This window comes from Paraburkholderia bryophila (assembly GCF_003269035.1).
Taxonomy (GTDB): domain Bacteria; phylum Pseudomonadota; class Gammaproteobacteria; order Burkholderiales; family Burkholderiaceae; genus Paraburkholderia; species Paraburkholderia bryophila.
The window spans coordinates 101,790-124,563 of sequence record NZ_QLTK01000009.1 but is presented as its reverse complement, the minus strand read 5'-3'; the positions used below and the strand labels follow the sequence as shown (position 1 = coordinate 124,563).

The 22,774-nt window shown below is 63.6% G+C and carries 19 protein-coding genes; 9 read left to right on the top strand and 10 right to left on the bottom strand.

The features are described 5' to 3' along the window. Positions 1–103 precede the first annotated feature (103 nt). Positions 104–1,381: an amino acid deaminase gene (locus BX591_RS16390; protein ID WP_111932448.1), complete on the top strand. Its 1,278-nt coding sequence runs from the start codon at positions 104–106 to the stop codon at positions 1,379–1,381. Positions 1,382–1,436: 55 nt separating this feature from the next. Here the strand turns inward: BX591_RS16390 and BX591_RS16385 are convergent, their stop codons facing one another. Together BX591_RS16385 and BX591_RS16380 are read right to left on the bottom strand one after the other, a co-directional pair. Beyond that, the gene (locus tag BX591_RS16385; RefSeq protein ID WP_111932447.1) at positions 1,437–1,940 is read right to left on the bottom strand and encodes a MarR family winged helix-turn-helix transcriptional regulator; all 504 of its coding nucleotides are present in this window, start codon (positions 1,938–1,940) and stop codon (positions 1,437–1,439) included. Positions 1,941–1,970: 30 nt separating this feature from the next. Further along, the gene (locus BX591_RS16380) at positions 1,971–3,566 is read right to left on the bottom strand and encodes an MDR family MFS transporter (RefSeq protein ID WP_111932446.1); all 1,596 of its coding nucleotides are present in this window, start codon (positions 3,564–3,566) and stop codon (positions 1,971–1,973) included. A 139-nt stretch (positions 3,567–3,705) separates the two neighbouring features. Between BX591_RS16380 and BX591_RS16375 the strand changes: the two genes are divergently transcribed. Beyond that, on the top strand, positions 3,706–4,545 hold the full coding sequence (locus tag BX591_RS16375; RefSeq protein WP_111932445.1) for an EcsC family protein: 840 nt from the start codon (positions 3,706–3,708) through the stop codon (positions 4,543–4,545). Here BX591_RS16375 and BX591_RS16370 read toward each other — a convergent pair. From BX591_RS16370 to BX591_RS16335, 8 genes are all read right to left on the bottom strand, one after another. Continuing rightward, entirely contained in the window at positions 4,515–5,480 is a 966-nt protein-coding gene (locus BX591_RS16370; protein WP_111932444.1) for an alpha/beta hydrolase, read from the bottom strand. The two genes, BX591_RS16375 and BX591_RS16370, sit on opposite strands and share 31 nt — an antisense overlap. A 123-nt stretch (positions 5,481–5,603) precedes the next feature. After that, positions 5,604–6,038, bottom strand: a complete 435-nt coding sequence (locus tag BX591_RS16365) for a CHRD domain-containing protein (RefSeq protein WP_111932443.1) — start codon at positions 6,036–6,038, stop codon at positions 5,604–5,606. Between the two features lie 611 nt (positions 6,039–6,649). Continuing rightward, on the bottom strand, positions 6,650–10,942 hold the full coding sequence (locus BX591_RS16360) for an ATP-binding protein (protein ID WP_420849387.1): 4,293 nt from the start codon (positions 10,940–10,942) through the stop codon (positions 6,650–6,652). 191 nt (positions 10,943–11,133) lie between these two features. Continuing rightward, positions 11,134–11,880 carry an aquaporin Z gene (gene aqpZ / locus BX591_RS16355; protein ID WP_111932442.1) on the bottom strand — a complete coding sequence of 249 codons (747 nt, stop codon included), beginning with the start codon at positions 11,878–11,880 and terminating at the stop codon, positions 11,134–11,136. 243 nt (positions 11,881–12,123) lie between these two features. Beyond that, on the bottom strand, positions 12,124–12,768 hold the full coding sequence (locus BX591_RS16350; protein WP_111932441.1) for a response regulator: 645 nt from the start codon (positions 12,766–12,768) through the stop codon (positions 12,124–12,126). A gap of 111 nt (positions 12,769–12,879) precedes the next feature. Beyond that, complete coding sequence (locus BX591_RS16345; RefSeq protein ID WP_111932440.1) at positions 12,880–13,569, bottom strand: response regulator; 690 nt, start codon at positions 13,567–13,569, stop codon at positions 12,880–12,882. Between the two features lie 145 nt (positions 13,570–13,714). Next, the gene (locus tag BX591_RS16340) at positions 13,715–14,380 is read right to left on the bottom strand and encodes a response regulator (RefSeq protein ID WP_111932439.1); all 666 of its coding nucleotides are present in this window, start codon (positions 14,378–14,380) and stop codon (positions 13,715–13,717) included. 354 nt (positions 14,381–14,734) lie between these two features. Beyond that, entirely contained in the window at positions 14,735–16,054 is a 1,320-nt protein-coding gene (locus BX591_RS16335) for an MFS transporter (RefSeq protein WP_111932438.1), read from the bottom strand. A gap of 99 nt (positions 16,055–16,153) precedes the next feature. On the opposite strand from BX591_RS16335, the gene BX591_RS16330 reads away from it, so the two are divergent. From BX591_RS16330 to BX591_RS16305, 7 genes are all read left to right on the top strand, one after another. Next, positions 16,154–17,041, top strand: coding sequence for a LysR family transcriptional regulator (locus tag BX591_RS16330; RefSeq protein ID WP_111932437.1), 888 nt, complete (start codon positions 16,154–16,156; stop codon positions 17,039–17,041). A 438-nt stretch (positions 17,042–17,479) separates the two neighbouring features. After that, on the top strand, positions 17,480–18,196 hold the full coding sequence (locus BX591_RS16325; protein ID WP_111932436.1) for a c-type cytochrome: 717 nt from the start codon (positions 17,480–17,482) through the stop codon (positions 18,194–18,196). Further along, positions 18,193–19,524 carry a c-type cytochrome gene (locus BX591_RS16320; protein WP_111932435.1) on the top strand — a complete coding sequence of 444 codons (1,332 nt, stop codon included), beginning with the start codon at positions 18,193–18,195 and terminating at the stop codon, positions 19,522–19,524. The genes BX591_RS16325 and BX591_RS16320 overlap by 4 nt, the downstream gene beginning before the upstream one ends. A gap of 24 nt (positions 19,525–19,548) precedes the next feature. Beyond that, entirely contained in the window at positions 19,549–19,725 is a 177-nt protein-coding gene (locus tag BX591_RS36505) for a hypothetical protein (protein WP_167444571.1), read from the top strand. A gap of 2 nt (positions 19,726–19,727) precedes the next feature. Next, positions 19,728–20,300: a cupredoxin domain-containing protein gene (locus tag BX591_RS16315; protein WP_111932434.1), complete on the top strand. Its 573-nt coding sequence runs from the start codon at positions 19,728–19,730 to the stop codon at positions 20,298–20,300. After that, positions 20,287–21,912, top strand: a complete 1,626-nt coding sequence (locus tag BX591_RS16310) for a b(o/a)3-type cytochrome-c oxidase subunit 1 (protein WP_111932433.1) — start codon at positions 20,287–20,289, stop codon at positions 21,910–21,912. Before BX591_RS16315 ends, BX591_RS16310 begins: the two co-directional genes overlap by 14 nt. Beyond that, entirely contained in the window at positions 21,909–22,718 is an 810-nt protein-coding gene (locus BX591_RS16305) for a c-type cytochrome (RefSeq protein ID WP_111932432.1), read from the top strand. The genes BX591_RS16310 and BX591_RS16305 overlap by 4 nt, the downstream gene beginning before the upstream one ends. Positions 22,719–22,774 lie beyond the last annotated feature (56 nt).

The following is a 22,774-nucleotide window of genomic DNA, read 5'->3' as shown; positions in this document are numbered from 1 at the left end:
AGCGAACCGTGGTACTAAATAACATTTCTTCGATCATCGTACTTTCGGTAACATGCTAAAGTCAACTTTGATTCAATTTAACTGGACGATGGAGCAGGGAGACATGAAAGTTACAAACTATCAGGGCGCGACGATTGATCCTTATAGCAAGGGCTTGGGCATGGTTCCGGGCGCCAGCATCCAACTCACGGACACGGGCCGCCTCGAGTGGAATCTGTTGAATGAAGACGTGAGCCTGCCGGCCGCCGTGCTGTATGCGGATCGCGTGGAACACAACCTGAAATGGATGCAGGCGTTCGTCGCGGAATACGGCGTCAAGCTCGCGCCGCACGGCAAAACCACCATGGCGCCGCAACTGTTTCGACGTCAGCTCGACACCGGCGCGTGGGGCATCACGCTCGCCACCGCGCACCAGGTGCGCGCGGCTTATCACGGCGGCGTGTCGCGAATTCTGATGGCCAATCAGCTGGTGGGCCGCCGCAACATGATGATGGTCGCCGAGTTGTTGAGCGATCCGGATTTCGAATTCTTCTGCCTCGTCGATTCGGTCGAAGGGGTCGAGCAGTTGGGCGAGTTCTTCACGTCGGTGCATAAGCAGTTGCAGGTGCTGCTCGAACTCGGCGTGCCGGGCGGCCGTACCGGCGTGCGCGACGAAGCGCAGCGCAATGCGGTGCTCGACGCGATCGCGCGCTATCCGGAGGTTCTGAAGCTCGCCGGCGTCGAGCTATACGAGGGCGTGCTGAAAGAGGAACACGAGGTACGCGAGTTCCTGCAAAGCGCGGTCGCGGTCACGCGCGCGCTGGTGGATGAAGGCCGCTTCGCGCGCACGCCGGCGGTGTTGTCGGGCGCGGGGTCGGCGTGGTACGACGTGGTCGCCGAAGAATTCGTGAAGGCCTCGGAAGACGGCAAGGTCGAGGTCGTGTTGCGTCCCGGCTGTTACCTGACGCATGACGTCGGCGTTTATCGCAAGGCGCAGACCGACATCTTCGCGCGCAATCCCGTTGCGAAGAAAATGGGCGAAGGCCTGCTGCCCGCGCTGCAATTGTGGGCGTATGTGCAGTCGATTCCCGAGCCGGATCGCGCGATCATCGGTCTCGGCAAGCGCGACTCCGCGTTCGACGCGGGTATGCCGGAGCCGGCGCGCCACTACCGTCCGGGCAACGAAGCCCCGCGCGATGTCGCGGCAAGCGAAGGCTGGGAGATTTTTGGCTTGATGGATCAGCACGCGTATCTGCGGATTCCCGCCGGCGCCGATCTGAAAGTGGGCGACATGATCGCATTCGACATTTCGCACCCGTGCCTGACGTTCGACAAGTGGCGTCAGGTGCTGGTGGTCGACCCGGCTTATCGCGTGACTGAGGTGATCGAGACGTTCTTCTGATTGCGTTCTGAACGGCGCGCTTTGCGAGGGATGTGGAGCGCGCCGGTGGTGTTTTCTAATGCGACGTTGCGCTGCTCGCCGCGTCCGCAGTTTGCGTGGCACGCGTGTCGACAGCGTTACCGTTGCCCGTTGCCACCACTTCTCCGATCCTCGCCTCGAGCATCTTCAACGCACCGGAGAGCGCGGCCAGCACGTCGTCCGGCAGCGCCGCCATCGTGTCGTGCACGAAGGCCTTGCGACGCGGCAAACTGGCCTCCGTTGCCGCCCGCCCCGCTTCGGTCAGGCGCACGTTGGTCACGCGGTTGTCGCGCGTGTCCATGCTGCGCGCGATCCAGCCCAACGCTTCGAGCGTCTTCAACTGCCGCGTCAACGCGCCCGGATCCACCCGCAAGCGTTCCACCAATCGCTTCTGCGACGACTCGCCCGCCTGCTCGTGCAGCACGAGCAGAATACGCCAGCGCGGCAGCGGATGACCGACCTGCGCCTCGAACGCCGACATGAACGCCCGATAGGTGCGGCCGAATTGCTGCATGACGGCGACGTGATCCTGTTCTTCCATAGCTTCGATAAACCGGTAAGTCTAAAAAAATCAATCCGCGTGAATCACCGGCTCCAGCTTGCGCTGAAGCTTGACCGGCGGCACGCGGCGGCTCTGCCACACCGACACCACGGCGATGATCGCCGCCATCGCGAGCCCGAGATGAATTGCCGCGACGAGCGCCTCGCGCGCGCTTTCCAGCAACATGGCACCGTTGTGGCCCGCATGCGCCAACTGGCCGAGCAACGTGGCTTGCGCGTCGCGATTGATCAGGATCTGCGGATCGCCGAGATCGTTGAACCATTGCGACGCGTGATCGCTTTCCAGCGCATTGCGCACGCCGCTCGCGTACATGTGGCTGACCAGCGTGCCGGTAAGCGCCGTGCCGAGCATGCCGCCGATCATTCGCAGCGACTGCAGCAGCGCGGTGGCGATACCGAGGTGTTCACGGCCGGCCGTTTGCTGCGCGAAGATCGTCAGGTTGGGCATCACGAAACCGAGACCCAGACCGCCGGTCACCATGAACGTCATCAGCAGCCATTGCGGCATCGTGCGCGTCGCGACGACCACGCCAAGACAGGCCAGCGCGAGTAGCGTAAAGCCGATATACAGCATCAGATTCGGATTGCGAACGCGCGACACGATACGCCCGTTTGCGATACTCCCGATCGTGATGAACACCACCAGCGGCGTGATGACGAGTCCCGCTTCTTTCGGCGACATGCCGAAGCCGCCCTGGAACAGCAACGGCGCGTAGAACAGCAGCGAGAACATCGAAAACCCGCCCAGCACGGCGAGCGTGAAGAGCGCGGCCAGACTGCGATTGCGGAACATCTCGACGGGCAGGATCGCGGTTGGACAGCGCTTTTCCCATTGCCACAGCGCGTAAGCCGAGGCGACGCTCAATGCGAGCAGCGCCAGCGCGCTCAACGTGACGCCATGCTTTGGCAGTAATTCGACGAACAATTGCAGCGAACCGAGCGCCACCGCGATCAGCACGGCGCCGGGCCAATCGAGCCGCATCTTACCTTTATGCTCGACGTGCCGGAGATGGGGCAGAAAGCGCCAGACGAAAAACAGCGACAACAGGCCGACCGGCAGATTCACGTAGAACACCGAACGCCAGCCGTAATACTGAGTCAGGAAGCCGCCGAGCGACGGCCCCACGGCGTTAGCGATACCGAATGCCGAACTCATCAGCACCTGCCAGCGCAAACGCACCACGGAATCGGGAAACAGATCGGGAATGCACGCGAAAGCAGTGCCGACCAGCATGCCGCCGCCAATGCCCTGTAGCCCGCGCGCCAGCACGAGGAACATCATGCTGTTCGCGGCGCCGCACAGCACGGACGCGCCCGTGAACACGACGATCGATGCGATCACGAACGGCTTGCGCCCGTAATAATCGCCGAGCCGGCCGAAGATCGGCACGGTGATCACCGAGGTCAGCAGGTACGACGTGGCGACCCACGCGTAGAGCTCGAACCCCTTGAGTTCCGCGACGATGGTGGGCAGCGCGGTGCCGACCACAGTCTGATCGAGCGCCACGAGCATCGTGACGAAGGAGATGCCGAGCATCGCCAGAAGCGATTCACGGAACGGTAAAACTTGCCCACTCGAGTGGTGGGCCGCAGTATGGACAGCCATTTTTGATAGAGCAACAGTTGACTCGTCAAATGATTGGGAATCATACCACGAGGTCGCGCTCTAAATGGGACGTGTCGCCACGGTTTACCGTAGCGACAATCGACTGAAGAATGCATCCAACATAACGCCAGGGAGGCACATGGAGCCGAGTTCGCTCGCAGCACAAGCCCTATCGAAAGAAGACCTGAGCGCGCTGCGGCGCGCGAAACACGAACTGGAAAGCCCCGCACTGGCGATGAAACTGGCCAGTATCGTCGGCTCGCCGCTCGAAAAGCTGATGTCGCGCATGCCGGCGTTCGCCAACGAAAAGGTCACCGACGCGACGGAGCTGGCCTTGCGCAAATGCCTGTCGATTGCGCTGCGCACGCTCGGGCGCCGGGACGCGGCGCCGCTCATCGTGCCCGACCGGCCGAGCAACCTGCTGCACAAATTCGCCGTGGCGACGACCGGCGCGGCCGGCGGCGCGTTCGGGCTGTTCGCGCTGCCGGTCGAGTTGCCGGTCACGACCACACTGATGTTTCGCTCGATCTGCGACATCGCGCGCAGCGAGGGGGAGGATCTGAGTTCGATCGACACGCAGTTGCAGTGCCTGACGGTGCTCGGCATGGGCGGCACGTCCACGGCTGACGACGACGCGGACTTCGGCTACTTCATCATGCGCGGCGCGCTGGCGCAGGCGGTGTCGAAAGCGTCGTCGGAAATCGCCACCAAGGGATTCACCGCGCACGGCTCGGCGGCCTTGCTACGCCTGCTCAATACGATCGCCGCGCGCTTTTCGGTGCAGGTGAGCGAACAGATTGCCGCGAAATCGATCCCTGCGATCGGTGCTGTGCTCGGCGCAATGGTCAACACGGTGTTCATCGACCATTTCCAGCAGGTCGCGCACGGACACTTCACCGTGCGGAGGCTGGAGCGGCAATACGGCCAGGAAACGATCGAAGCCGCGTATCAAACCATCGAGATCGCGCTCGACGGCTGATTCGCACCTGCCGCGCGACTCGTCACCCGCCGTACGAAAGCGGCCGAGCGGTCGAGCGCGCGATTGGCTTCGGGAATGAACGGCGCGAAGATCGGCCAGACGTGCGGCATCTTCTCCCACACCTCGAACTCACAGTCGACACCTGCCGCGCGCGCGTTATCGGCCACGCGCCGCGAATCGTCGAGCAACACCTCGGTGCTGCCCGCCATCATGAAAAGCGGCGGCAAGCCGCGCAGGTCGGCATAGACCGGCGAGGCATGCGGGTGCGTGGCAGGCGTCTCACCGAGATAGAGTTGCGCGGCCGGCGCGATCGCGCGACCGCTGAACATCGGGTCGAGGCCGTCGTTGCTGCGAATGCTGGCGCCGGTCGCGGCCAGATCGGTCCACGGCGAGAACAGCAGGCCGCCCGCCGGCATCGGATCGCCGGCGTCGCGCAACGCCACCAGCGTGGCCAGCGCGAGACCGCCGCCGGCCGAATCGCCGGCAATCACGATCGACTCGGGCGCGATACCATCCGCGAGCAATTGACGATAGGCCGCGGTGGCGTCGTCGAGCGCGGCGGGAAAGCGATGTTCGGGAGCGAGGCGATAGTCGAGCGAAAATACCGCCGCCTCGGCGCGCACCGCGAGGCCGAACACGATCGACCGATGCGTTTTTGGAGAACAGAAGTAGTAGCCGCCGCCGTGGCAAAAGAGCACGGTCGGGCTGATGTGCGCTGCGGGTGACTCGCCGGCGGGCTCGATCCATTCGCCACGCAGGGGTGTGTCGCCGGCGCCGTACAGCTCACGCAGACGCCAGCCGCGTGGTACGCGCGGCGACCAGGCCCGCTTGGCGGTCAGCGCACGCGCTCTTTCGACATTGATGCCCGGCTTGAGGGTTTCCGGACGAAACTGCCTGCGCAGGTACCAGGTGGCGAGTGCACTTTGCCAGCTCATTGGGGACACACTCCTTCTTTGGTGTCCCGCCATGGTACGTGCGTTCGATACGGCGCCGGTGGACGGCGGCTTCTAATCCCAAAAATGCGCAATCCACCCACCGGCCAAGCTTTTCCGACTCATTCAGTTCGCCGGTAAAACCTGCCCGCGAATCTCGCCCGTCGGGTTCTGCGCGGTATGGACATTGAAGTACCACTGACCCGCCATCAGGTCCGTCACCTGTTGCTCGGTCAGCGCCGCCGATCCCTTGATCGGGCTCGGGAGCGCATCTTTGTCGATCGGCACCTGCACCTTGGCGTTCTGCCCGACCGGCGCCGGACCGTGGAAATGCGCGGCAGTCGCCGGGCCGCTCAGGCCTTCGTAGGTGACCGTCCACTGCAGGGATTTGGTCGACGTGTCGAACGTAGCGTTCAGCATGCCGTGGCCATGACTCACTCGCGGCGGCACTTCGCTCGAAGGTTCGAGATCCGCCTTCAGCGCCACCGTATCGGCGAAGGCAGCGCCCGACGCCAAGGCCCACAACATCACAGCCAGATTCAATTTTCGCAGCGTAATCATGGTCTTCTCCGGACTTGATGCACCGCCGCACCGACGGTTCGGCTACGTGCGGAGCCACCACATACTAGTGCAATTTTCGCGCAGGCGTTGGCGTTAGAGCGCGCGTGCTTGCAGTCGACCGCTTACGGTTACGCGCGGTCCATGCTGCCATGGGGCTTGCGCTGCCTGCTTCGATCTGGCGCGCGGTGCGCACTTCGTAGTTGTGCATAGTTATCGCTGCGCGACGATCTTTTTGTGAAAAAGACGTCGGGTCGGTGCCCGAATAATTCGCCGCCGATAACCTGCCCGGTTGCGCGACCAATGGCCATCACTCATGGGTCCGCTACGCTGATTCATTTGTCGAAATGTTCGACAACGGGCAGCTATCAACGCTTTCTTCGATTTCTTCAAACAGTTAATTGCGCTTTTTGTAGTGAATGAATCGCGCCATCCCAGCTATGCTTCCGTCTGCGAGAAGTGACTCCTTCATCGAGGGATGTCTCCAAATCTTTAACGCGGCTTCGGCCGCGTTTTTTTTCGTCCGTTTTTTACTTTCCCCCCCGATTCTGCTGGATTCGTCCGGCCAATTGCATTGGTCAACAAAGCGATCGCCGCGACCGCCGTGGCAAGCCTCACGCGAGCAATGCCGCCTGCTGTTCGATACCGTCGAGCATGGCATTGCATGTGCCGATCAGCGCGAGTCCATCGAGACGCACCTGTTCGGGTGACTCAACGCCGACGACCCGACGATAGGTTTCGAGCGCATTGAGCAAAGGCGGGTATTGCAGCACGCTCGCCGCCCCCGCCACCCGGTGCAGCCATTCGCGCACGCGCTCGGTGTCGGCACGCTCGAGCAGCGGCGACAATGACGCCATATCTTCGCGCACCGACGAAACGAAAGAGTCGAGGAGCGCCTTCACGGTCGACTCACTCCCCCAGAGTTGCGTCATATAGCTCAGATCGACTGGAATGAAGGGCTCGGCGGCGCGCGGTGCGACAGTTCCGGCGCCAGCGGCGACCGGCGTGCCTACTGCCTCCGCAGGCGCGGCCTGCCGCGCGCTGTCGGTACCGAACCAGCGGCTCAGGTAATCGCGCAGCGTGGCGAGCCGGGTCGGCTTCACCAGGCTGTCATCCATTCCGGCTTCGCGACACAGATTCAGGTCTTCAGGCGCGGTGTTCGCCGTGATACCCAGAATCGGCAATCGATGTCCGCCGCCCACCTCCCGCTCGCGAACGCGCCGCGTGAGTTCGTAACCGGAGAGATTCGGCATGTGGCAATCGGTGATCAGGCAGCCATAAGCGGTGTGCTCAAGCGCGGCGAGCGCCTCCGCGCCGTCGTTCGCAACGTCGCAGGCGAAACCGAGCAGCGCCAGTTGATGGCGGATCAACTCCTGGTTGACCGGATGGTCCTCAGCGACCAGGATCAACCGGCCGCTGGCGATGGCGCGTTCGCGATCGGGAATCGTCGAGCCGCCCTCGGGCGTACGCGGCATGCCGGCCAGACGCGGCGCCACCGACGGCAAACCGGTCACCGCTGCCGCACACGCGGCGCCGAGTCCGCGCCACGAAATCGGATTGATACTGACGCGCACGTTGTTGTCGACGATGCGATAGCCGGTCGGCTTCGGCTTCTCGGTCAGACTGATAACGCGGGAACGCCGCGTGACGTCTTCGGGAAACGTCACGTCCTCGCTCGCGAACAGCAGATCCACGTCGGCTAGTGCCGCGCGGTCGCAAAGCTCCGGGGCGCCCGGCGAAAACCGACGCAGTTCGAGACCCAACGCCTCGCCGAAGTGCATCAAGGCCTGACCGACGCGCACGTCGCCAGTGGCGACGACGCCGCGCTTACCACGCAACGCGCTGACCGAATAACGCTGCGTCTCGACGGGCATGGCGAGCCGCACGGTCATCCGCGTACCGCGACCGGGCTCGCTGTGCAGCGTGAGCGTGCCGTCCATCAGGTCGATCAGCTTGCGGCAGATCGTCAAACCGAGGCCGGTGCCGCCGAAGCGGCGCGTGGTCGACGATTCGGCTTGCACGAAAGGCTCGAAGAGCCGTGCCTGCACCTCGGGGGCAATGCCGATGCCGGTGTCCTCGACCGTCACCGCGAGCGATTGGGTGCCGCCGGTTTGGGCGACAACCGAGACCGCCACATCGACCTCGCCGGACGGCGTGAACTTGATGGCGTTGCCGAGCAGGTTGAACAGAATCTGCCGGAAGCGCACGCTGTCGCCCCGCAAGGTCGCCGCGACTTCCGCGGCGATATCCACGCGCACTTTCAGGCCCTTTTCGTGCGCGCGGCCCGCGAGCAGACCGACAGCATTGTCGACCAACTCACGTATGTCGATAGGCTCGGCTTCGATAGTCAGCCGGCCCGCTTCGATTTTCGAGTAATCGAGGAGATCGTCGAGAATCTGCAGCAGCGCACCCGCCGACTCGTGAATCATGCTCAGCATTTCGCCTTGATCCGCGTTGAGCGGCGTGCGCTCCAGCACTTCGACGAGACCGAGTACACCGTTCATCGGCGTGCGGATTTCGTGACTCATCATGGCGAAAAAGTCGTCTTTGGCACGCGAGGCCGCTTCGGCGACGTCGCGTGCCCGCGCCAGTTCGTCGGAGCGCGCGTGCTCCGCGCTGGCATCCACCCAATAGCCGCTCCATACGACGCTGCCCGCGCCTTCCCGACGCGGGACCAACTCGGCACGCACCCACTTGAGACCGCCTTCGCTTTCGAAGCGAAACTCCATATGCACCGGCGTCTCGCAGCGCGCCGAATGCTCGAGCTTGGCGATCACGAGCGGCCGGTCCTCCTCGCAAACGCGCTCGAAATCGACCTGATCACGTTTGAGCGCAGCGCTACCGCCCAGCAGCAAACGCGTGTCGCCGCCGATATACGGAAACGAATACTGGCCGTCCGCCGCACGGCGCAGTTGAAACACCACGGCCGGCAACGAGCGCGTGACGTCGAAAAGACGCCGCTCGGTTTCGCGAGCGAGCATCTCGGCACGCCGGATATCGGTGATATCGACCATGGTGCCGAGTACGCACACCGGTTTGCCGTCGCTGCCGCGACAGGTGCTGGTCCAGAACAGGCCATGCCGCACATCGCCGCTGCTGCGCACGAACTGCAACTCCGCCTTCGCCGTTTCGCCGCCCTTGAGCATCTCGCGAGTCATCTCGTCGAGGATGTGGCTGTTGGCTTCGCCCCAACTTTGCACGTCTGTCGCAGTGCGGCCGACCACCGTTTCACGGCGCATGCCGCAGGCTTCCTCATAGGCCTGATTGACGGCGATATAGCGGCCATCGAGGTCTTTTGCGACCAGCGGATAGGGCACCATCTTCATCATGGTTTCCTGGAAGCTCAGTTGCAGCGCGAGGTCGCGCTCGGTTTTTTTGCGCAGCCCGACCTCGCGCTGCAATAACAGATAGGCACGCAGCGTCACCAGCAGAACAATGCCGATACCGATCAGCAACGGCAGCAGACGCAGCGCTGTCACGCTCCATATGCCCGCGTCAGTGGCACTGCCGGTGACCCATTTCTGCCTGATGCGCTGCTTTTCCGCCGGCGGCATGGCCAGCAACGCGCGATCGATCAGCCCAGCAAGCGGGCTCAGGTCCGCGCGCACAGCGAAGCTGAGCGCGTCGGATTCGCCGACCGCGCCAAGAATCTTGAGCACGCCGACATAGCGGCGCTTCAGCATGACGTCGACTGCGGCAACATTGCCTACCAGCACGTCCGCCTCTCCTGCCGCGACCATGGCCAGCGCGTCGTCGAGACTGGGCGCGATCGAGATGTTGCCAGGGGGAACCTGCTCGAGCGTATGCGGAATCGAGCCGGCGACATGCGAGGAAACGACAATGCGACGCGACGCGAAGTCGCTGAGCGCGCGCGCGGCCGGCTCGCCTTCGCGCCCCACAATGACCAGCGGATAGCTCTCGAACGCGCGGGTGTGCTGCGCGTTCTTCAGGCGCGGATCGTGGCTGGAAGCGGTGGCCAGTATGGCCAGTTCGCCGCGTTGAAAAGCGGCGATGGTGGTGGGCCAATTGGAGGTGGAAGCGTGGCGGAACACCACACCCAGCGAGCGGCTCAAATACGCCAGATGGTCTGCGGCGATGCCGGCAGGATGTCCGGCGGTGTCGACATAGCTAAACGGAGGCCAGGCGTTATCAAAACCCACCGTCAGGGGCGGCAATGAACGAAGCCACGCTTGCTCCTGCGAGGTGAGCATCAGCCGGGGCGCTTCGGCCACCGGCCCGGCGTCGACGTTGCCGGACAGCCAGCGCACCCGCATCGCCGCGTCGTCAGCCGGGTCGAGCGATGCCAGCGCCCGGTCGAGCCGATCGCGCAGCGCAGTCAGGCTGCGCGGTACGCCAAAGCGCAGATCTCCGGTTCTGCTACTTTCTTCGAACGCGACGCTTAAGCTACGGAACGGGTCGGTTGACAGTGCGTATCGCACAGCCGGCGTAAAACCGAGGTAAGCGTCGGCATCGCCCCGAATGACCGCGTCGAGCGCGGCGTGGCTGGTTGCAAACGCGTTGATCGAGGCATGCGGAAAGCGCTCGCGCACTGAACGCTCCAGCGCAAAACCTTTCTCGATGGCAATGCGCGCCGCGCCAAGCTGCGATGCCGTCGCGTAACTCGCCCCTTCCCGCCGGACCACAGCCGATATCGAAGAGCGGAAATACGGCACGGTAAATCTCAGGCAACGCTCGCGTTCAGGCGTGCGCGCAAGACTCATCAACAGGTCGACCTGGCCCGCACATGCGGCGGCGAGGAGTTGCGGCATGTCGGGATACGCTTTGGCTTCGATCACGACGTCCGGTCCGACCAGCGCGCGCAGATAGTCGACGCTCATGCCGGTGAGTCGGCCGCCTTCCAGCGCCTCGAATGGCGGCCAGTTGCCGGCCAGTACACCGACGGTCAAGCCAGAGGGAGCGGCGCTGGCGGCTTGACTGCGCGAGACTTCGCCGGACGGTTGGGCAACGACCCAAGCGTGCGCGGCGCCGCATAAGAGAGAGAGTAGCAACGCTAACCACAGGCACTGGAATCCACGCCTCGACGCCACACCTTGCCGAACACGGACGGGCAACGCCACCTGCGGCTCGTGATTCCCGCTCACGCGGATTCGCTCTGGCGACCGCTTGGCGCGTCAGCCGGCTGGTCCGACTTGCGGTGCAGAAATGAAGACAGGATGCCGGCCGCAACGCCGCCGGACATGGGCGCGGCCCAGAACAACCAGAGCTGATCGAGTGCCCAATCGCCGACGAACAACGCCTGCGCGGTGGAACGGGCCGGATTGACCGAACCGTTCGTAACGGGAATCGACACCAGATACACGACCATCAGGCATGCGCCGACAACCAGCGGCGCAATCGATGCCATGTGGTGGCGCCCCGCCACCATCAGGCTTGACATGACAAAAGCGAACGACAGCACGAACTCGACGACCAGCGCCGAGTGCAACGAGTAGTCGGCGGGGGAATGTTCGCCAAAGCCGTTGGCGGCGAATTCGCTCGCGCCCAGTGCGAAACCGGGGCGCCCACTTGCGACATAAACCAGCAGCGCCGCCGCCACCGTCGCCCCAAGGAGCTGGGCAACGATATAAGGCACGACGTCCCTGACCGGGAAACGCTGCGCGGCCGTAAAACCTACCGTGACTGCCGGATTGAAATGCGCGCCGGACACGCCGCCAAACAGGTAGCTGGCGGTAGCGAGCGCAAGCCCAAATGCCGACGACACTTCGAGCACGCCATAGCCTTGCTGAACAGCGCCGGTGCTCAATACGACGCTGCCGCAGCCGACGAACACCAGCCATGCCGTTCCGACGCCCTCTGCGAACAACCGCTTACCTAGTGCGACCATGCCGTCTCCGAATTTATCTGGGCAAGGCAGACGGCAGTACGCGATCACAGTATGACGTCGGCCTGAATTCCCTACGGCACCACCATTCGGCATGGTGAAATAAATGCGCTCGACAAATGCACGAAACACAACGCCGCAGAGAACTCTGGACTATGGAGCGGCAACACCACCAAACCAATCAGAAGAGTCCTAAATATCGACAGCCTGTTCACCTCAGGGCGGCGATGTCCTCTCAGCCCCATCTCACGTCAACCCAATCTGCCTTGCGTAGTCGATCAGGTCGGACTCCGTCTCAAGACCTAGCTTGCGCATCGCGCTGCGCTTCTGCGTGCTGATGGTCTTGCCGCTGCGCTGCAAACGGACGGCGATTTCGTGGACGGCGAGGCCCTGCACGTACAGTTGAAAGACCTCCCACTCGCGCGCGCTCAAAATGCCCGCGCGAAGCTGCACGGGTGTATCCGACGCTTCCATCGCGACGCGCGCCTGCTCCGACAGATAGACGCCGCCGGTCATGCCGGCTTCGATTGCATCGATCAGCGCAGCGGCGACATCGCGCTTGTCGACGATGCCGCTGACGCCGATATGCAGCAGACCGGACAGCATGTGCGCGTGGCATATCATCGTCAGTACGACGATGCAAGGATGTGGCCGGCCTCGCAACAAGCGACGCAGAAACGAAACCGCGTTGCTTCCGCCGTCGATGCCCGGCATGCTGATGTCCGACACGACGACGTCGCATGCGCAGGTGTCGAGGAGTTCGGCCAGACCATAGGTGTCGGCCGCTTCGCCGACGATTTCGATATGTGATGCGGCCGACAGCAGCCGCCGGACGCCGACGCGAACACAGTCGTGATCGTCGGCCACGATGACGCGGATTTTTCTTGTCATTTCTTGTTGTGTTATCGACTGGCCCGCCCTGCACGAGTTGCGCTTCCCCAGGTCGTGCCAATGTCTCTTCTGATCGCCGCACCGGTGGCGGCGCGACACCTCGCTTGCCCGTTACCGGCTCGGCGCACGCTCCTCCGCCACGACGCCATGCTCGACGGCGAAGCGGAACAATTCCGCGTCGCTCTGCAAAGCCAGCTTGCGCATGGCCGTGCATTTCTGCGCGCTGATCGTCTTGACGCTGCGACCGAGGCGCGCGGCGATCTCCGTGACGCCAAACCCGGAAGCATATTGGGTGAACACCTCGAGTTCACGGCGCGACAACATGGTGCGCACGAAATCGAGCCGCTGTGTCACCGTGGCGTCGGCGATCAGCGCGCGCACCGCCGGCCCGACGTAGCACTCCCGCGCGAGCGCCGTGACGACCGCCACGTGAATCAGATCGATCCGGTCGCGTTTGCTGACCAGCCCGTCGACACCGAGCGAGATCACTTTCTGCAGCGCGCTCGCCTCCGTTTCCATGGTGAGTACGACGAGGCGTACGCCGGGAAAGCGCAGCTTGAACTGCCTGACGACTTCGAGCCCGTTGCCGTCGAAACCGCCCGGCATGTAGAGGTCCATCAGCACGAGGTCGCATAGATTGCGCTCGACTTCCATGAAGAGCTCAGTGGCGTCGGCCGCGCGACCGACTACTTGCATATTCGGATAGCCACCGATCAGATTTTCGATTGCCAGTAAAACCAGCGGATGGTCGTCCGCAATGATGGCTCTAACGGGTGTGCCTGTTTCAGCGACGTCGTTCATCGATTACATCCCCTTTCTATCTTGACTGCTCGCCGTTGTGATCGGTACAACCGACCCAGCTTCGATCATTAAACGTTCTCCCGAAGATAACCATAAGATCGCTCCGAAATACCCCCAATCACAGCCCGCTTTTTAGTCCAATTGCTTAGATATGCGATTCAAAATTAATAATCCCGTGTGCTCGCAGGTAAGAGAAGAGGCCCGGATCGTTAGTCACGCCGAGTTTGGCCATCGCTTCGCGCTTTTGCCGGCTCACGGTGCGACGATGGCAACCGAGCGCGGCGGCGATCTCGGCGATCGACTGTCCGCCGGCAAAGCGCCTGACGACTTCCGCCTGCCGCCACGACAGTCGCGACGCGGGCGGCCGCGGAGTGTCGCTGTCCTGGGGATGCGCGAGCGCGTCGACGATAGAGCGCCCGACGTACACGTCGCCGTCCGCGCTCGCTTCGATCGCCCGCCAGAGTTCGTCCATCGACTCCGTTTTGCCGAGCGCGCTGACCGCACCGTCCGCGACGATAGCGCGCAGGATCGCGGTGTTCATCAGCGTCGTCATCACGACAATGCGCACTAGTGGCCAGTCACGGCGAATGCGCCGAATCAGGCCAAGCCCGTCTTCGGTATCGCCGCGAGGTTCCTGCATCGAGAGATCGGTGACCAGCACGTCGCACGGCGTGCTCTGCAACAGGTCGACTAGCGAAGTCGGCGTCGCTGCCTCACCGGCGATCGTGACGCCGGCTCGCATTTCCAGCGCAGCCCGGATGCCAAGCAATACGAAGGGATGATCGTCCGCCAGAATGATTCGAAGGTTCACCAGGATTTCTCGCGTTTGTTGTAGGGATAATTGGCTAATACGCAGGAATAAACCGACGGACTCTGCGCATGCTTTAACGGCAACCCGGCGACGCCTATAAGCAAGCCAAGGCGGCCATAAAATCACCGCTATCACGCCGCGAAAATCGGAGCGTTCCGAATCCTGTAAAAAGCTAATAGTTCAATGCGTGGTATCCGAAAGGCAAAATGCCGCAAATATCCAGAATGGATATTTGCGGCATTTTTATGGCGAGTGTTTCGCTGAATCGCTTCGTTCAATTTGATGCGCTTCGCGACCCGCGATCAAACCGACGGTGGCAGGGCCGTCGCATTGCAACTGGTTGTCGCACTCGTCTCAGGTCGGGTCGCAAGCGTGCGCCGCGCTAATCTTGCCGCCGCGCGACGCGCGCGGAAAGACCGGCCACGCGATCAACGCGCAGACACTGGCCACGGCCCAGACCATCGGCCACGAACCCATCGAGAGTAATAGTGGAATCGCGAGCGGCGTCAGGAACAGCGTAAGAAAGACGCAGGTATTGCCGATCGCCAATGCCGTGCCCGCGCGACTCGTGCCCGCCTGCGTGGCCAACTCCGTGAAAGCGACGCCGTGCCACGCCGAGGCGCTCACGCCGCCCAGCACGATCATCAGCGCGAACACCGTGGAGAGTGCCGCGTGATGCAGCCCGGCGAGTCCCGTCAGCAGAGCCAGCGACGCGAATAGCACCGCCGTGAGCAAACTGCAGGCGCGCATGTATGCCCGACGATTGCCGTGCCGGTCGGTCCAGCCGCCGCTCCAGACCCGCGCGACAGCCGCACCGGTTTGCACCGCGGCCATCGTCACGCTGATCGCCAGCACGCCCGCCCGGCTGAAGTCGTGGAGGAACACCGTCCCGAACGTGACGACGGCGAGTTGCGGCACGCACAGCGCCGCCGCGCCGAGCGCCACGCGCCAGATGCCCATGTTGCGCAACGGCGAGACCTTGGCGGGCGCCGCGCTCGCTGCACCCGCCGCGCCATGAGCCGCGCGCGCGCCGTCCGCGTCGACATGCGACGGCTCGTGCAGCCAGTGCCACGTGAAGCCGGCCGTGATCGCGCAGGCCAGCGCCAGCACGGCATAGGCGCTAGCGAAGCCAAAGTGCGAAGCCAGCACCGGCAGCACCAGCGCGCCGAGGCCGCCGCCGGTGGGCACCGCGGTCTGACGGATGCTCATGGCAAGCCCGCGCTCGCCTTCGCGGAACCAGGCCATCACCGCACGCCCGCTCGAGCCGTTGACGCTGCCGCCCAGCAAACCGACCAGCAGCAGGCCCAGCGCGAGCATCGTCACACTCGGCACATGAGTGCCCGACGGCGCCACGAACAGCGCCATGCCGGCCAGCGCCGCGGCGGTCGTCAGCAGGCCGAGCAGCAGCACACGCCGGTCGCCCCAGCGGTCGGTCAGGAGGCCCCACGGCAACTCGCTGACGGCGATCCCGAGTCCAAGCATGCCGAGCACCAGTCCGAGCCCGCCGTTGCCGAGGTGATAGTCCGAGCGCAAGAAGACCGCCGTGGTCGGAATGCCCGAAAAGGCAGCCGAAAAACTCGCGTTCGCAGCGAAGCCGACGCCCAGAACCTTCCATCGATGACTTGCCGTACGTCCGCTCGAAGCTGGCGACATTGCCACCGTGCTGTTTTTCATCACACCCTCCGCAAAGTAAGAATCTGGAGGTATCCTACGGCTGGGCATTCCATCGGAAAAGCCGGAAATTTAGATCACATCCATCGGATATACCGAATCATGAGCCAGCGTGGATTCGACCTGACGCAGTTGCGAACCTTCGTCGCCGTCGCGGAATCGGGCAGCGTGTCGGCAGGCGCCGAGCGCGTGTTCCTCTCGCAGTCTTCGGTCAGCGAGCAGTTGAAGAAACTCGAGGAGCGCGCCGGCCTGCCGCTTTTCGTGCGCAGCAAGCAGGGCGTGGCCGCGACACCCGCCGGTAGCCGCCTGCTCGATCATGCGCGCCGCATCATCGCGATGAACGAAGCGGCGTTCGAAGACCTGCAGGGCCGTTCGCTCGACGGCGAACTGCGCATTGCGATCACCGACTACTACCGCCCGCACGATATCGCGCGCATTCTCAAGAGCTTTTCAGAACAGCATCCGCGTCTGAAACTGCATGTCGACGTACTGCCGAGCGCCGTGATCGACAGCAGTGCCGGCAACGCCCCGTCGTTCGACATCGGCGTGTCGTTGCGGCTCGTCACCGATACGGCGCGCGCCGCCGGTCGCCGCAGCGCCGCGTCGAGCACCGTGGTGCGGCGTGAAAAGCTGCTGTGGGTCTACGCGGCCGATGCCGGTCCGCGACCGGCCACGCCGTATTCGCTGGTGCTGCTGCCGTCGAGTTGCCAATTGCAGCGCTTCGTCGTCAAGCTGCTCGACGAACACAAGGTGCCCTATCTGGTGTCGCACTCGGCGTCCGGTGTGGCCGGCTTGCAGTTGGCGCTGAAGGCAGGGCTCGGCATTTCCTGCCTGAACGAATCGTCGACGGGCGGCGGCTTGGTGCCCTGCCCGCCCAGCGTGAACCTGCCGGCTTTGCCCGCCGTAGAGTTTCATCTGCTATCCGGACAAGTTGGCGAAAGCGAACGCGTCTCCAACGCCCGCATGGCATTGATGCGGCTGTTCAACTGAAGCGCGCGACAGGGCCTCGCGCACTCGTGCGAGACGAGCTTCAATAGAAATATTGAAAGCGCGCGACTCGCCGCCTATCATGGTCTGATACCCAGACGAATACGCTTTCCCTGCCATTGAAGCATTGAGACATTGAGTCGAATTCGCAACCCGCTAGCTGTTGCGGAATGTTTCAGCGTTATGTCCGGCCGCCCGAAAACCGCGACCCAGCGGTGCATTCACGCAACTCATTGAGTTAAGTCAAGCAATTGCTTCGCCGCAGCGAATCGTTGTATTGCCGTCCAGAATAAGTCCGTTACGATCCGCCATTGATGCCGTCGTTATCAATAAGATTGGCAGAGATGGCACGCATTGCCCGTTCGCTTATTCAGTCAATGCAGGGGCGAATACGTGAGAAAGCCATTCAGAAAAAAGAACGTTTCCCCAACGAGGCCTGGCGTGCATCGCAGAACTTTCGGATCTTCCGTCCTGTTCGTGTTTTACGTCATGTGGAGTGGCGCGTCGCTCGCCGCGACTGACGCACCCGGCGTCATGCCCTCGGCCATGGACGAGCGCGTGCGCGCCTGCACCTCGTGTCACGGCGTGCAAGGCCAGGGGCTGAACAACGACTACTTTCCACGCATTGCCGGCAAACCGGCCGACTATCTGTTCAATCAATTGACCGCGTTCCGCGACGGCGGCCGGACCTATCCGCCGATGGGCTACCTGCTCGCCTTTCTACCCGACGACTATCTGCGCAAGATCAGCCAGTACTTCGCCGATCTGCAACCGCCTTATCCCGACGCCGACCACCGCGCCGTCTCGCCGGCGGTGCTCGCCGCCGGGCAGCGACTCGTCACGCAGGGCGACCCCGCCCGCAAGATTCCCGCCTGTATTGCCTGCCACGGCGCGAGCATGACCGGTACACAGCCGGGCATTCCCGGCCTGCTCGGTCTGCACGCGAGCTATATCGCCGGACAGATGGGGACGTGGCGCTCGGGCACGCGTCACGCGCTTGCGCCCGACTGCATGCATTCGATCGCCGTCAAGCTGAGCGACAAGGACATCACCGCGGTATCGAGCTGGCTCGCGCGGCAGCCGCGTCCGGCCGATCCACGGCCCGCGCCGGCGACGACCACGCGGCTGCCGCTCGCCTGTGGGAGCCAACCGCAATGAAGCCGACACTTCGCGCGCGTTTATCTCTCACGCTGATCACCGGCCTGATCCTGGCCAGCGGCGCCGTCTTGCTCAATGTGCCGCAAACACTATTGATAACCGAAGCTCGCGCCGCCGCTACCACGCTCGCCGCACCGGCAGTAGCCGCCGCAACGGACACGACCGCCGCCCAGAGCGACCTCGTCAAACGCGGCGAATACCTGGCGCGCGCCGGCGACTGCGTGGCGTGCCACACGGCGCCGCGCGGCAAGCTGTTCGCCGGCGGCCTCGCGATGGAAACGCCGTTCGGTACGCTGTACTCGCCGAACATCACGCCGGATGCGCAATACGGCATCGGCACCTGGAGCCAGGAGGCGTTCTTCAAAATGATGCGCACCGGCCGCACGCCGGACGGCACGCTGATCTACCCGGCCATGCCGATCGCCCAGTACACCAAGGTCACGCGCGACGACTCGAACGCGATCTTCGCGTATCTGAAGACCGTCGCGCCGGTGCGCGAAGCGAATCACCCGCATACCCTGCGCTTCCCGTTCAATCAGCGCAAGTTGCTGTACGGCTGGCGCACGCTGTATTTCCGCGAAGGCGAGTACCAGCCCGATCCGACCCGATCGGTCGAATGGAATCGTGGCGCGTATCTGGTCGAAGGGCTCGGGCACTGCACGATGTGCCACAGCAAGATCAACATGCTTGGTGGCTCGTCGCAAAGCGAGCAGTTCGCGGGCGGCCTGATTCCGGTGCAGAACTGGTACGCGCCGTCGCTGACCTCCGACAAGGACGGCGGCCTCGGCGACTGGAGCATCAAGGACATCGTCGATCTGCTGCAGGCGGGTATTTCCGATCGCGGCGCGGTGTACGGCCCGATGGCCGAGGTCACCTATCACAGCCTTCAATACATGACCGAAGACGACGTCAAGGCCATGGCCGTGTATCTGAAGACCTTGCCCGACAAGAGCGGCCGCAAGACCGGACCGTCCGCGTCGACCAGCACCAACGTGTTCGAACTGGGCGCGAAGATCTACGCGGACAAATGCGCGCTGTGTCACGGCGCCAAGGGTGAAGGCCAGTTGCAGCACTACCCGCCGCTGGCCGGCAACCAGTCGATCGAAATGGACTCGGCCGTCAATCCGATCCGGATCGTGCTGAACGGCGGTTTCCCGCCCGGCACCATGCGCAATCCCGAGCCGTACGGCATGCCGCCGTTCGGCCAGGAACTGAACGACACCGACGCCGCCGCCGTCGTCACGTATATCCGCACCGCGTGGGGCAATCACGGCCAGCCGGTGACGTCCCGCGAAGTCAACGAGTTGCGCAAGGCACCGCTGCACTGAACCGCCGCACTGGAGAATCTTTTGATGGAAGCGAACGATACCCGCAGCGGCGCACCGCCGACGGATGACGAAGTGGAACGCGTCGTCGCGGCCGGGCCACATGGCGCGATCGCGGTAGCCGGGGTTGCCACGCTGATCGTCATGGCGATCTGGTTCGGCTTCTACTTTTTCGTCTTTCTGCCGCGTGGCGTTGTGCATTGATCATGTCGACCGATACCAATCATTCATCCGGCGGCGGTCATGCCGTCGCGCTGCGCGCCGAACGGCGCTGGGCGATTTTCGCAGTCGCGCTGATCGTCCTGATGCTGGCCGTCATCGTGTACTCGGGGCTGCATTGGGCGATGATGCCGCCGTCGCGCGTCGAAACGATCGACCCGTCGCGCCTGCAACTCTCGGGCGAATTCGTCGAGGACAACCTCGGCAGCGCGGTCGAACCGGACGGCTCGGTGGTGGTGCGTTTCATCGCGCAGCAGTACTCGTTCACGCCGCAATGCCTGCTGGTGCCCGCCGACACGCCGATCACGATTCGCACCACCAGCGCGGACGTGGTGCATGGCCTGCTGGTAACCGACACCAATATCAACACGATGGTCGTGCCCGGCTACGTCTCGACGATGAACACGCGTTTCGACACGCCGGGCGACCACACCATGCCGTGTCACGAATTCTGCGGCTTCGGCCATCAAACCATGTGGGCGCACGTCAAAGTGATCGACAAAGCCACCTTCCTCGCGCAAGCCCGACAATCCCGGAGGCTGAGCTGTGTTTCACGCTAAGCGACTCGTTCTCGCCCATTTCTGGCTCGCCTTCATTGCGTTTCTGATCGCGCTGTTGCTCGGCGCGTGGCAGATGCTGGCGCGCAGTCCGTTCATGCCGTGGGTCGGCGACCCGGAACTCTACTATCGCTCGGTGACCGCGCACGGCACGGTGATGGCCTACGTGCTGCCCACGCTGGTGTCGATGGGTTTCGGCTACGCGATCGTCGAACTCGCGCTCGGCCAGCGCCTCGCCGGTCTCAAATGGGCCTGGGCCGCGCTCATCATGCTGACGGTCGGCGCGGTGATGGCCGTGGTGCCGGTTGCGCTCGGCCAGGCCTCGGTGCTGTACACCTTCTATCCGCCGATGATCGGCAGTCCCTTCTACTATCTCGGCGTGGTGCTGGTGGTGGTCGGCTCGTGGATCTGGGTCGCGCTGATGCACGTCAATCTGCGCATCTGGAAGCGCGCGAACCCAGCCAGGCCGATCCCGCTCGCCATGTTCGCCAACGTGGCCGGCGCGTATCTGTGGGCGTGGACCGCGATCGGTGCGGCGCTCGAAATCCTGTTCCAGATCCTGCCGGTCGCCTTCGGCCTCACCCATACGATCGACGCCGGCCTGTCGCGCATCCTGTTCTCGTGGACGCTGCACGCGATCGTCTACTTCTGGCTGATTCCGGCGTATATCGCGTACTACACGCTGGTGCCGCGTGCGATCGGCGGACGGCTCTACAGCGATTCGATGGCGCGCGTCTCGTTCATCCTGTTCCTCGTGTTCGCGATGCCGATCGGTATTCACCATCTGTTCGCCGATCCGCAGGTCGGTTCCGGCTTCAAGTTCCTGCACGCGGTGTTCACCGGCATGGTGTCGGTGCCGACGCTGCTGACGGTGTTCACGATTTGCGCTTCGGTGGAGATCGCCGGCCGGTTGCGCGGCGGCAAGGGCGCGTTCGGCTGGCTCACCGCGCTGCCGTGGCAAAACCCGATGATGCTGGTGATCGCGTTTTCGTTCGTGATGCTGGGATTGGGCGGCGCGGGCGGGCTGATCAACATGAGCTACCAGTTGAACTCGACCGTGCATAACACGCAGTGGGTGACCGGGCACTTCCACCTGATCTTCGGCGGCGCAATCGTCATCATGTACTTCGCGATTGCGTACGAGCTGTGGCCGCAACTGACCGGCCGCGCGATCGTGTCGGCGAAACTGGTGCGCGCGCAACTGTGGCTGTGGTTCGTCGGCATGATGGTAGTCACGCTGCCGTGGCATTACGTCGGCCTGCTCGGCGCGCCGCGCCGCATGGCCTATTACGACTACAACGCGCCGGGCATGCAGCAGCAGGCGTTCTGGGTCGGTATGTCGGCGGTGGGAGGCTTGATCCTGGTGGTGTCAGGCGTGATGTTCATCTATATCCTCGCGAAGTCGCAATTCGGCCCGGTCGTCGAGCAGCAGACGTTCCGCTTCGCGAGCGCGGTACAGCCGGTGGAACGCGTGCCGGCCGCGCTCAACAGCTTCGGTTTGTGGGTGGCGTTGATGATCGGCTTGACAGTCGTCAACTACAGCGTGCCGATCGTACAGTTGCTCAGATTGCCGCAAACCTCCGTGCCGGCCGTCATCGTCGGAGCCCAGCGATGAATCAGGAACGCGTTTTCAGCTTGCGCAACCCGTGGTTCACGCTGAGCGTGGGCGGCACGATCGCGATTGCAGTGGTGGGCATCCTGATCGGCTTTATCTGGCTGCCGTCGGCGAACAATGCATTCGGCGACCGCAGCCTGTGGGCTACGATCTGCAGCGCCGCGGGCGCGCCGTCGAGCTGGTACGGCGGCGCCAATCTCACCGGCCCGGCACCGAGCGACGTGGTGGTGTTGCCGCCGTTGCGGCGGGCGAACGCAGACGCCGTATCGATCGGCCGGGGCGCGACCATCGCGACGCAGAATTGCTCGATGTGTCACGGCGTGCAGGGCACGCCGCCGGTGACCGCGCCCGCGTTGGCCGGACAGTACGCTGACGTGGTCTACAAGGAGTTGCGCGATTTTCAGAGCGGCATGCGTCAGAACTCGATCATGCAGGCGATCATCGCCACGCGCAGCGACCAGGATCTGCACGATCTGGCGGCTTACTACGCGTCGCTGTCGAGAGGGCCTGCGGCGGAGGCCCCGCCGTCCGGCACGGGACCGGACGCTACCGCGGTGAAGCTGGCCATGCAGGGCGATCCGCAGCGCAATATCGCACCGTGTGCGGCATGCCATGGCCAACTGGATCGCAAGGGCGCCGCGCCGTGGCTGGGTGGACAGTCGTCCGTTTATCTCGCGGCGCAGTTGCATGCCTTTGCCGCCGGCGCGCGACTCAACGACATCAATGAGCAGATGCGCAATGTCGCGCGGCAGATGACGCCCGCGGAAATCGACAGCGTGGCGAAGTACTACGCCACGATGCCGTAACAGGTATCAGCACGCATCGGGCAGGCATCAAGCACGCATCGAGCCGCTGCGAACGA

Bases quoted from the DNA above. Each gene is read 5' to 3' on its own strand.
- BX591_RS16390 (WP_111932448.1), top strand. From the start codon at position 104: ATGAAAGTTACAAACTATCAGGGCGCGACGATTGATCCTTATAGCAAG.
- BX591_RS16385 (WP_111932447.1), bottom strand. From the start codon at position 1,940: ATGGAAGAACAGGATCACGTCGCCGTCATGCAGCAATTCGGCCGCACC.
- BX591_RS16380 (WP_111932446.1), bottom strand. From the start codon at position 3,566: ATGGCTGTCCATACTGCGGCCCACCACTCGAGTGGGCAAGTTTTACCG.
- BX591_RS16375 (WP_111932445.1), top strand. From the start codon at position 3,706: ATGGAGCCGAGTTCGCTCGCAGCACAAGCCCTATCGAAAGAAGACCTG.
- BX591_RS16370 (WP_111932444.1), bottom strand. From the start codon at position 5,480: ATGAGCTGGCAAAGTGCACTCGCCACCTGGTACCTGCGCAGGCAGTTT.
- BX591_RS16365 (WP_111932443.1), bottom strand. From the start codon at position 6,038: ATGATTACGCTGCGAAAATTGAATCTGGCTGTGATGTTGTGGGCCTTG.
- aqpZ (WP_111932442.1), bottom strand. From the start codon at position 11,880: ATGGTCGCACTAGGTAAGCGGTTGTTCGCAGAGGGCGTCGGAACGGCA.
- BX591_RS16350 (WP_111932441.1), bottom strand. From the start codon at position 12,768: ATGACAAGAAAAATCCGCGTCATCGTGGCCGACGATCACGACTGTGTT.
- BX591_RS16345 (WP_111932440.1), bottom strand. From the start codon at position 13,569: ATGAACGACGTCGCTGAAACAGGCACACCCGTTAGAGCCATCATTGCG.
- BX591_RS16335 (WP_111932438.1), bottom strand. From the start codon at position 16,054: ATGAAAAACAGCACGGTGGCAATGTCGCCAGCTTCGAGCGGACGTACG.
- BX591_RS16330 (WP_111932437.1), top strand. From the start codon at position 16,154: ATGAGCCAGCGTGGATTCGACCTGACGCAGTTGCGAACCTTCGTCGCC.
- BX591_RS16320 (WP_111932435.1), top strand. From the start codon at position 18,193: ATGAAGCCGACACTTCGCGCGCGTTTATCTCTCACGCTGATCACCGGC.
- BX591_RS36505 (WP_167444571.1), top strand. From the start codon at position 19,549: ATGGAAGCGAACGATACCCGCAGCGGCGCACCGCCGACGGATGACGAA.
- BX591_RS16315 (WP_111932434.1), top strand. From the start codon at position 19,728: ATGTCGACCGATACCAATCATTCATCCGGCGGCGGTCATGCCGTCGCG.
- BX591_RS16305 (WP_111932432.1), top strand. From the start codon at position 21,909: ATGAATCAGGAACGCGTTTTCAGCTTGCGCAACCCGTGGTTCACGCTG.